Below are 10584 nucleotides of genomic sequence, written 5' to 3' on the forward strand. Positions count from 1 at the left end.
CCAATGACCGCCGCCGACTATCTGCCCGTCACGTTGCGCGATGCAGGCGCTTTCCTGAGGCGCGAGCTTGCGCCGTTCCCCGGCCGTCTCAACGTGATGTTGCGCTGCGTGCTGACGAGCGCCATCGTGATCGTCGCGTCGATGGCGCTCGAAGTGCCGGAGCTCGCGCTGTCGCTACTCGTGGTGTTCTATGTCACGCAGTCGAACGTGGTGCTCACGCGGCTGGTCGGCATGCTGTTCATGGTCGGATCGACGCTCGCCATTGGCCTGTCGATCCTGGTACTGAAATTTACGTTCGACTATCCGTTGCTGCGCATTGTCATCGCGAGTCTGATGTTTTTCGGCAGCGTGTACCTGCTCCGGGTGCTCAAGATCGGCGTGGTGTTCTTCTGCGTCGCGATCGTCGTGATCTACGTGCAGAGCTTCGTCGACCAGACCGATCAGGCCGACCTGCTGATCCGCGCGGTGTTGTGGGTGTGGGTCGCCGTCAACTATCCGATCGCGCTGACGCTCGTGATCAATACGTTGCTGCTGCCTGCCGAGCCGCAATTGCAACTCAAGGAGGAAATCCATCGGCGACTCGAGGTGCTGGGCACGCGCCTGACGCAGCTGATCGACGGCACCGCGAGTGCCGCGCCGATCACGCTGGCGGGTGTCCAGCAAGGGGCGCTCACGCTGCAGAAGCTGCTGCGGTTCACGACGATGCGTGATGCCCACTATCTCGAGCATCAGGCGTCACAGCTTGCGTGCATAGCGACGGTGTCGCGGCTTTATCGCGGAGCGAGCGAACTGCCGCTCAGTTGGCCAGGCATGTCGGCAGCGCAACTGGCGATGTTGCGCGAGTTGCGTGCGAACTGCCGCGCGCTCGACGAATCGGTCATGACTGGCGAACCCTATCGCTACGTGAGCACGGCGACACCTGAAGAGCGCAATGCCGCCGACACGATTCCTGCTGCTGCCGAATCGCAGCGGGCGCTGCGCGCGTACGCCGACCTTGTTACAAGCGGTGCCGCCCCGGCCGGCAAGCCGCCCGCGAGTGAACCGATGGTCGCGCCCGACGCATGGACCAATCCCGCGTACACGCGCTTTTCGCTGAAGACGCTGCTCGCTGTTCTCGTCTGCTATGTGTTCTACAACGCCGTGGACTGGCAGGGCGTCCACACGGTCATGCTGACCTGCCTGATCGTCGCGCTGCCGAGCCTCGGCGCATCGACGCAGCGTGCGTTGCTGCGGCTCTCCGGGGCTGCCGTCGGCAGTGCGCTTGCACTATTCATGGTCGTGTTCATCGTTCCGCATCTCGACGACATTGTCGGCCTTCTGCTGATGGCGTTGCCTGTCGTGGCGCTCGGGGCGTGGATAACGGCGGGTTCGGAGAGGATCAGCTATGCCGGCCTCCAGGTGATGTTTACGTTCTCGCTTGCGTTGCTCGGAGAGTTCGGCCCAACCACGAACCTCACTGAAATCCGCGATCGGATGGTCGGCATTCTGTTGGGCGTTTGCGTGGCGACTTTCGTGCAGATGTCGTTCTGGCGCGAGGGCGAGGGCGACGTGCTGCGGCAGAAGCTCGCAACCCTGTTGCGGGCGATTGCCGCACAGTTGCGTCCATCGCAGCCTGGCGCCGGGAAAGGGGATGATCTGCCGTATGCACAGCGCCAGTTGCAGGCGTGGGCCGTGCTGGCCGATTGCGAGACAACGCTCTCGCGTGTCGCGCTCGAGCCCGCCTGGCAGGAAGGCGAGCAGTCGCAACTGACCCTGCGCGCGCAAACGGTGCTCGCGCAGGGGCGCGAGATCATGCTGGCGGGTGACGCGTTGCGCAGCGCGCTCGTGGCGCAAGCGGGATCGTCGAGCCCACGCACCATCGACGCAGTGCACGCAGCCCAGCAACAGGCCAGCGCCGAACTCAACCGATACGCGGATGAGCTCGCGGCCAACCCACCCGATGCACACGGGCCGCGGCGCATCGAGATCGCTGCGCAAGCGGTCGAACCGGCTCAACTGGCGGATCAGCCGCTCATCGCCGCAGCGGACGAACTGTCGCGGCAGATCGCGGGGCTGCCGGACTGGCGCGTCGAGGCACCGGTCGCGGCGTCGGCATCACCGGCGGTGCGAGCATGAACGCGCGATCGGGTTTGTGCGATTGGCGATGGCGTCGGTGCCTCCTATGCGTCGCGTGGATATCGTCCGTGCTGTCGGGGTGCGCGCTGATCCATCACAACGGCACGCCCTATACCGAGATCGCGCCGGAGCAAATCAATCTCGCGGACGACATCCACCTCGCACGCGAAGGCTGGCCCGCCGCGCGTTGGTGGACGCGCTATCGCGATGCCCAGCTCGACGCGCTGATCGATCAGGCGCTCGCCGATGCGCCGACCATGGTGATCGCGCGCACGCGTGTTGCGCAAGCAAAGTCGGATGTGGAGCTTGCCAGAGCGGGATCCAACCTTCAGGTTGCGGCGCTGGCGTCGCTGGATCGCGAGCATATTTCGGCGAACGGCTTTCTGGGCCCGTTCGCGAGGAACGAACCGGCTGCGGGGCTGACGGGGCCGTGGTACACGGAAGGTGTTGTCGGACTTGGGGCGAGCCTGGACCTGGACATTTGGGGCAAGCAACGCGCGGAGGTCGCCGCGTCGCTCGGCGTGAGCAATGCGCGGCTCGCCGAGACGTCCGCTGTCGAAATCGAAATCTCGACGGATGTCGCGCAGCTTTACTACGGCATTCAAACGACTTATCAGCTCATCGATCTGCTGAACGAATCGCATGAGATCGCGGCGTTCGCGGTGGAAGCACACGAGGGGCGAGCGGCGCGAGGCCTGGAAGCCCGCACCCAGCTCGAAGAAGCGCGCGCGCAGCAGTTGGCTATCGAAGGGCAGATCGTGTCGGCGCAAGGGCAGATCAAGCAGTTGCGCGAATCGATGCGCGCGTTGGTCGGCGCGGGGCCCGCAGGACTGCCCGCCATCGAACCCGTAGCGCTGCCGCGCTCGCAGGCTGCCTTGCCGACGACGCTTTCGTACGAACTGCTGGCCCGGCGGCCCGATCTGCAGGCGATGCGATGGTATGTCGAGGCGTCGTTCGACCGGATCGACGCGGCGAAGGCGGCGTTTTACCCGAGTTTCGATATCAAGGCATTTTTCGGCTTCAACGCCTTGCATCTCGCCGACCTCTTCACGCATGCAAGCCAGCAGATCAACCTGATTCCGGGCCTGACCTTGCCGATTTTCGACGGCGGCAGGCTCAACGCGAACCTGAACGGCGCCCGCGAGGGCAGCAACCTGTTGATCGAGCAGTACAACCAGGCCGTTCTCAACGCCGTACGCGATGTCGCCCAGACGGGCAGCCGTCTGCAGTCCCTCGACGCGGAGACCGCGTTGCAGAAACAACGGATCGAATCAGTGGCGTTCACGAGGGACAGTGTCGAAGCCTACTATCAACGCGGACTGACGAGCCGGCTCGCGGCGCTCGAAGCGCGCCAGCCGGTGATTGCGGAACAGGTCGCCCTTCTCACGCTCAACGGTCAAGTGCTCAGTCAGGAGATTGTGTTGACGAAGGCGCTCGGCGGCGGCTATCTCGCCGATCCGCCCGTCGAACTGAAGCCGCGTTAAATGGTGCGCCGGTGGGGTTCTTCTCGGGCCGATACCGCCGCCCTCACTCATTGGTGCCGGGTCGGACACACCATGGTTCCGCCAGTGTGGAGGTTGGCCCGGTCCAGGAGGCCCTGCCCTGGAGACATTGGGGTGGACGGAGTGTCGATCAGGTCGACGAACACGCGGTTCCGACCGCACCCCGTTGATCTCCCCGTCTAGGGGATGGCCCCGAATGCCCGATCGCACCGGTGACGGGAGTGCTCGGGTTGCCACCCTATGCGAGATGCAACGACGAACCGGTGTCAGCCCCACTATCCATTTCTAGGCGTAAGGAGATATAGGTGCAGGACACCGTACAGAGCCCGACGCCATGCTTGTTTCGCAATAAGAAGGGGATGCCGAAGCAAGTCGATCTCGTTAGGATGCTTTACATGACCAGTGAATGAAACTGCTCAGCGGCAGACGGAGCGGTTCCCTTCGCCGTTTTCATCTGCCTTTCCTGATGATGTGCATCACTTCGATACCGGGCTCTGGTGCAAAAATGAGGGCCGATGCGTTAGGCTCAGGGCTTTGACGTTCGCAGAGCAAACAGATGAGTAAGCTAAGGAGCATTGACAAGCTGTTCGAAGGTCGGCATTTCGATCGCGAAGTCATCGTCTTATGCGTTAGTTGGTACGTGCGTTGCAAACTGAGCCTGCGCGATGTTGTCGAGATGATGTCCGAACGCGGCCTTTCTCTCGCGCACACGACGACCAATGGGCTGGTCCAGCGGGAGAGCTTCTCCGGTTTCACGCACCCGGGAACTGTTGGATGTGTTTCCGGGACAGAGGTTGCTCAAACGCACGTCGGTGAATTCGTGGGATGACCAGAAGGTGCGTGACGCGCTGGCCGCGAATGGCCGCAACAACACGTTCTCGCTGTCCGCCATGAATAAAGGCAGCTACGAAGTTTATACGGTGGCCGACGCATCAGGCGGCACGTCGAAAGACGTACATGACTACGCGATGCAGCGCATGATCGAGGCCGGCTCCGTGCCAATGACGTGGCAACAGGTACTGCTGGAATGGCAACGCGACAGGGCGCACAGGGAGACGTACGACGCGGTAATGGCCATCGTCACGGCGCAATCAGGTGCGTACGGGATGGGCGTGGACTACGATTTTACGATGGTCCACAAGGCGCCACAGCGCACAGCGGGTGCGCACGAAGCGCTCGCGCCGGTGCCCGCCAAATAGCCTGCCGCAACCGACCGGATATTGGGCACTGCCCTTTCCGGCTTGAATCTGCATTGTCCCGCCCATTCGCCGGAGGAGCGTCTGGCCGTACGGAGCAGCGCTAGGTTTCTGACATATCGTATGAACGAATTGAAGGGCGCATTGCAGTGGTCGAGTCTTTTCACCTGTCATTCCCGAACTCACCCGTTGCGCTGCAGCATTCGCCGAGAGCGTCAACCGCACAATCCGGATATCAAAAAATTCCAGGACAATGCCGGATTACCAGCCATATTTGAGTTCGACGCCAGCGTAATCGGCATTGCTGCCGCCCACGCTCCGGATGGAATTGCTCACCTGGAAATGGACGGCCTCAACCGAGCCGATCAGGTTTTCAGCGATCGTCCAGTCCGCCCGTAGCTGCGCGTACATGCCCGTCCACCGGGTGCCGTGCCCCGCGGTACCCGGCACGATTGCGTTACCCTGCTGGTACACGGCGTCGCCCGTCGTCTCGCGCCACTGGAAACCGATTGCGGCCAACAGCGCGAGTCGGCTCGACGGCTTCAGCGTAATCGATGGCTTGATGTGGATGATGTTGGCGTAGCCGGTATAACTCGCCAGCGTGAAGTAGGAACCATTCGGAAAGAGTGGATTGAACGTTTCCACCCGGCCGTCGTTGGGATGCCGGTCACCGGATGCCGTATCTATCTGGATGCCGAAGCGCGGTGACCACGGCGCGTCCAGTGTGTAGCCTGCAAGCGAGCCAACCGCCCATGCGAAGATCGGCTTGCTGCCGATATGACCACTCTGTACCATCGATTCGACGTCCCAGTCGGCGTGCCCGGTTTTTCCGGCATACCGCAGGTCGAACACATCCCGATGTTCGTTGCCGCTTGCATCGAGAAACCGCGCATTGCTCCGGTTGTATCGCGAGTAATACCCGGAGAGGTCACCTGGCCCGGTATCCTGATGCTCGAAGCGCACGCCGCTGAACGTGAGGTGCCTGTTAGACACATCGTCGAACGCCGAGACGTCGCGGTACTGCACCGGCTGCGTCGCGTAGCCGATAAAGCGCCACTTGCCATGCTCATAGTCAGCCCATACGGCATCGTAGGCCTGCCGCACGTTCGGGCCGTCGCGAACGGAGATGAACCGCTGCAAGTCGAACGCCATCTCCTGGCGGCCGATGCGAAGCTTCACAGTTCCGCCAGCCAGCGGACTGACCCACGCGACGAACGCCTGCTCCAGGTCGAGCGGATTCTTGTCGACAGGTGTCACGACATCCTTGCCGAACGCGTGTGCATCTTCGAGCTGCACGAAGAACTGCCAGTGTTGCGCGACGTGGGCGTCGGCGCTCACCTCCGCGCGCTGGATCACATAGGTGTCCGCGAGTCCCGGGCTGATACCGAAAATTGGCGCATCGTTGAACTCCATGCGCTCGCGCAGGTTCGCACCGAGAGACAGCCACGATTCCGGATCGCCGCCGAGCGGCAAATACTTGAGCTCGTCCATCGGCTTTGCGGGCACGCGGGGATTCGCCAGAACCGACCAGTCCTCCTGCCACCGGTTGAACATCACTTGCGGCCGCTGTGCCGTGCACGCTGGCGCGGCCGTATCCATCGACGCAGCTGTGCCGACGTCCGCACGCGCCCCAGCACTCAGGGCAAGCGCCGCTCCCGCCGCCGTGACGTACAGCGCACAGCGCTGCCTGCGCCACATTCGTCTTGTCGCAGTCCGAATCATTATCCTGCTTTCACACACGCGAATTTCCCCGATCATCAGCGCGGCTTTGTGCCTGCCGCGCAATCCGTCAAGCCCGGCTCGTCACGATCGACGGCGGCCAGCCAGACCAACACCGCAAAAGGCATTAGTAGCGCCCAGAACATGACGTACCGATAAGCGAGCGCCCCTGCGATCGCGCCTGCGCCGAAGCGCGCCACCGCATGCAGCGTCTTACCAAGGCGCGCGCGAGCCGCTGACTTCACCTCCGCCGTCACCTCGGACGAGACGAGTTCGAGTGCATCGAGCACAGCCTGCGTAACGTTACCGGTCATGACAGTATTCGGCACGCCGGCGCGCGCGATCAAACGTCCGTGGGTGTTCTGCACGCCCATCGCTGCGGCGCCGGTCAGCACGAAGTTGCCGGTCACGTGCGGTGTGAACAGCCCGAAGAGGGCCACGAAGCTCAGCGTATCCACATAGCCGGCAACGGCCGCGGGCGCGCTGTCCGCGTATTTCATAGTTTGAATTCCGTGACCGACGGCGTGCCGGCGATCAATGGGCCGCCGCGTGAATCTCGGCGATATAGCCGCCTGGAAATTGCACGAGCGCCGCCTCGCGCTTGTCAGCCGAGAACGGCTGGACCAGTATCTTCACGCCCGCGACTTCGGCTTTTTTCAACGTGTCGGCCAAGTCCGTCACTTCGTAGCCGGTCATCTCCCGGCCGAACGGCCACGGGAGATGGCCGTCCGTCGCCAGCACGGTCATCTTGCCGAAGCCTGACTCGATGCGCACGCGCCGGTACGTGTCGCCCGGTCGGCCGATTTCGACGCCCGGCGCGTTGCGCTCATCGGACACGACCTTGCCATGCGAGAACGCGACGAAGTTGTGGATCAGCGAATCGGCGCGTTCCGGCGACACGTAGACGCGGTTATCCGGCACGGTCTGCAGCGGGTCGTAGCTCGGTGCCTGCGTGTGCCAGTACAGTTGTATGTGCACACCGCCCGGCCATTCGATGATCGCGTCACGGCCGATGGGGTCGGGGAACGTCGCGACCGTCACGTCCGCGCCGTGGGCCTTCGCGGCCTTGACCGCAGCATCCATGTCGGTGACGAGATAGCCCGTACGCTCGTTGCCGAACGGCGAGGGAACAGGCGTCTTGAAGCCGAACACCGAAAGCGTGCCGACCGGCGTGAAGACAAGCTGCGACATGGTCTGGCTCGGCGTGGGCGTCACCTGAAACACGCCTTGCTGTGACTTGTGGCCACCGAAGGTTGCGACGAGACTGTCTGTGAAACGGTCGAAGTCCTCGGGCGCGACGTAGACGTGCGTCGTATCGTACTGCGGTCCGACGGCGATGATCGGGCTCGCCGGATGCATCTTCAGCGGAGGCGTCGCGGTGGCGGGAAACGACATCGCGACGCTGGCTGAAACCAGGGCGGTCGCGATCAGGGAACGGATCATGGGCATGGTATTGGCGTTCCTTTAGTGTTTTTGCTGAGAGCGTGCATCTACGCGCCGGCCATCCAGATCGGAGAGCCACGCCGCCATGACGAGGGCGGCGATCAGCCCGAGGTGTTCGAAAAAACTGTTGGTCGCCGAAAAGCGCGCGTTGCCCGCCGCGTTCCAGAAGTCGTTGGCGACGAGCATGGCGATGGCCGTCAGGCAGGCCAGCCCGCCCGCGCCCAACCAGACCAGCCGGTTCGCGATCACGCAGACCGACCCGCCAAGTTCGACGACGATCGCGAGCGTCGCCCAGAGCCATCCCGGACGAAGCCCGAAATGCTCCTGCTCGGCGACGGCCGCGGAAAAATGCACGAGCTTGGTTACGCCGCCGAGGACGTACGCGGACACCAGCGCTGCGCGCGCCACCGGCAGGAGCCAGCGCCATCCGAGGATCGTGCTCACCCACTCGGGATTGCGTGTTTTGAGGGTGCTCACGTCAGACCGCCCAGCAGGCGCAGCCGAGCGCGCCCCAGAATGCGCTCAGGTCCGAGGCCGGCGCATTGCCCGACCATGCGCGCGCGTGACTGTGGCCGTGCACCGAGCAGGCGCTTGAGCACCCGCACGCCGCGGCGGCGACCTGTTGCAACGTGGATTCGCCTTGGCCGCGCGAGCCCGCAGCGTCCTTCCACGCCGCGAAGCCGCCGAACCGGCGCACCGGCGACCAGTCGGGCATCGCGGGCGGCGGCGCGCTGTCGTCGAGAGGACCGAATTCGCCCACGCCGTACACCACACGTCCGCCGACGATCGTCAGTTCCGATGTCGTCTGCGCGATCTCGTCCTCCGCGCAGGCGAAGAAGTCGCGGTCGGGCACGATCAGATCGGCGAACTGGCCGACTGCAATCTGGCCTTTCTTGCCCTCCTCGTTGGAGAACCAGGTGACCTTTTCCGTCCACATGCGCAGCGCCGTCTCGCGGTCGAGGCAGTTGCGCCGCGGATAGAGACGCAGACCGGCTACCGTCATTCCGGTCACTAGCCACGCAAGCGAGACCCAGGGGTTGTATGAAGCGACCCGCGTCGCGTCGGTGCCGGCTGAGGTCTTCACACCTTTCTCGAGCAGCTTCGCGACCGGTGGCGTGGCCTCGGCCGCTGCCGCCCCGTAGCGCTCGACGAAGTACTCGCCTTGATAGGCCATGCGATGCTGCACCGCCACGCCGCCGCCAAGCGCGGCGATACGGTCCATCGAGCGTTCCGAGATCGTCTCCGCGTGGTCGAAGAACCAGTTGATGCCCGCTAGTGGAATATCGCGGTTGACCTTCTCGAAGACGTCGAGCGCCCGGCTGATCGTCTCGTCGTAAGTGGCATGCAGGCGCCACGGCCAGCGGTTTTCGGCCAGCACGCGCACCACTTCTTCGAGCTCGCCTTCCATCTGCGGCGGCATGTCCGGGCGCGGCTCACGGAAGTCCTCGAAGTCGGCGGCGGAGTAGACGAGCATTTCTCCCGCGCCGTTGTGCCGGAAGTAGTCGTCCCCCTGCTTGTATTTCGAGGTCCTGGTCCAGTCGAGGAAGTCCTGCTTCTCCGCCTTCGGCTTCTGCGTGAACAGGTTGTAGGCGAGCCGGATGGTCATCTGTCCTTCATCGGCCAGCTTCTGGACGACCTCGTAGTCGTCCGGGTAGTTCTGAAAGCCGCCGCCCGCGTCGATCACGCCCGTGATGCCGAGCCGGTTCAGCTCGCGCATGAAGTGACGCGTCGAATTCAGTTGATAGTCGAACGGCAGCTTCGGCCCCCGCGCGAGCGTCGCGTAGAGAATCGCCGCATTGGGCTTCGCGAGCAGCAGCCCGGTCGGGTTGCCCTGGCTATCGCGCATGATCTGGCCACCCGGCGGCTCGGGCGTGTCCTTCGTATAGCCGACGACGCGCAGCGCGGCCGCATTCAGCAGCGCCCGGTCGTAGAGGTGAAGGATGAAGACGGGCGTATCCGGCGCGACAGCGTTCAACTCCTCGATGGTCGGCAGCCGCTTCTCGACGAACTGCTGCTCGGTGAAACCGCCAACCACACGCACCCACTGCGGCGGTGGCGTGACCGCGACCTGGCGCCTGAGCATGTTCATTGCGTCGGCGAGCGAGCGCACGCCGTCCCAGCGCAGCTCCATATTGAAGTTCAACCCGCCGCGTACGACGTGCGTGTGGTTGTCGATGAGACCAGGCAGAGCCAGTCGACCCTTCAAATCGATCACACGAGTCGTCGCACCGGCAAGCGGCACAACTTCGGCGTCGTCGCCGACGGCAACGAACCTGCCTTCCCGAATTGCAACGGCGCTCGCGACCGGCTTCGCGCGGTCGAGCGTCGTGAAGCGGCCGTTGCGCAGTATGAGATCGGGAACGGTGTGAGAGGTAGTCATGAGCGGTTCTCCTCGGTGTCGGCCGTCTCGCGTCGCGCCTGTTCTGAAGCCTGGCGGCCCGGCAGTATGCCGAAGACGTGGCTCGTGCAATGGGCGTCGCGCCATGCGGCCGACAGGGTGGTGCCTGACAGGAGGCGCGTTGCAACCGGTATCACCTGCTCGCCGCCCAGCATGCCGAGCAGACCGAGCAGTGCGATGAGCGGTGGTGCCGGCGAGCGCACGTTGATCA

9 protein-coding genes and 1 pseudogene are annotated in these 10584 nt (G+C 63.8%); 4 read left to right on the forward strand and 6 right to left on the reverse strand.

The features are described 5' to 3' along the window. Positions 1–3 precede the first annotated feature (3 nt). The 4 genes and pseudogenes from P0D73_RS43350 (at position 4) to P0D73_RS43365 (ending at position 4816) form a co-directional block, all read left to right on the forward strand. The gene (locus P0D73_RS43350; protein ID WP_408435932.1) at positions 4–2115 is read left to right on the forward strand and encodes an FUSC family protein; all 2112 of its coding nucleotides are present in this window, start codon (positions 4–6) and stop codon (positions 2113–2115) included. Then, positions 2112–3599, forward strand: coding sequence for an MdtP family multidrug efflux transporter outer membrane subunit (locus P0D73_RS43355; RefSeq protein WP_408321027.1), 1488 nt, complete (start codon positions 2112–2114; stop codon positions 3597–3599). The genes P0D73_RS43350 and P0D73_RS43355 overlap by 4 nt, the downstream gene beginning before the upstream one ends. Positions 3600–4173: 574 nt before the next feature. Beyond that, positions 4174–4353, forward strand: a pseudogene (locus P0D73_RS43360) (IS6 family transposase); the annotation flags it as partial. Between the two features lie 76 nt (positions 4354–4429). Beyond that, positions 4430–4816 carry a cysteine hydrolase family protein gene (locus tag P0D73_RS43365; protein WP_408435924.1) on the forward strand — a complete coding sequence of 129 codons (387 nt, stop codon included), beginning with the start codon at positions 4430–4432 and terminating at the stop codon, positions 4814–4816. 258 nt (positions 4817–5074) lie between these two features. On the opposite strand, the gene P0D73_RS43370 is transcribed toward P0D73_RS43365, so the two are convergent. From P0D73_RS43370 to P0D73_RS43395, 6 genes are all read right to left on the reverse strand, one after another. Beyond that, positions 5075–6511: an alginate export family protein gene (locus P0D73_RS43370; protein ID WP_408435926.1), complete on the reverse strand. Its 1437-nt coding sequence runs from the start codon at positions 6509–6511 to the stop codon at positions 5075–5077. Between the two features lie 59 nt (positions 6512–6570). Then, positions 6571–7032, reverse strand: coding sequence for a DUF1275 family protein (locus P0D73_RS43375; RefSeq protein ID WP_408435928.1), 462 nt, complete (start codon positions 7030–7032; stop codon positions 6571–6573). Positions 7033–7066: 34 nt separating this feature from the next. Beyond that, the gene (locus P0D73_RS43380; RefSeq protein WP_408261598.1) at positions 7067–7927 is read right to left on the reverse strand and encodes a VOC family protein; all 861 of its coding nucleotides are present in this window, start codon (positions 7925–7927) and stop codon (positions 7067–7069) included. Between the two features lie 69 nt (positions 7928–7996). Next, a complete protein-coding gene (locus P0D73_RS43385; RefSeq protein WP_408261596.1) occupies positions 7997–8452 on the reverse strand; it encodes a DoxX family protein in 456 nt (151 codons plus the stop codon). Between the two features lies 1 nt (position 8453). Next, complete coding sequence (locus P0D73_RS43390) at positions 8454–10355, reverse strand: amidohydrolase (RefSeq protein WP_408435930.1); 1902 nt, start codon at positions 10353–10355, stop codon at positions 8454–8456. Then, positions 10352–10582, reverse strand: a complete 231-nt coding sequence (locus P0D73_RS43395) for a DUF1427 family protein (RefSeq protein ID WP_408261947.1) — start codon at positions 10580–10582, stop codon at positions 10352–10354. The genes P0D73_RS43390 and P0D73_RS43395 overlap by 4 nt, the downstream gene beginning before the upstream one ends. Between the last annotated feature and the right edge of the window lie 2 nt (positions 10583–10584).

This window comes from Paraburkholderia sp. RL18-101-BIB-B (assembly GCF_046026985.1).
Lineage (GTDB): Bacteria > Pseudomonadota > Gammaproteobacteria > Burkholderiales > Burkholderiaceae > Paraburkholderia.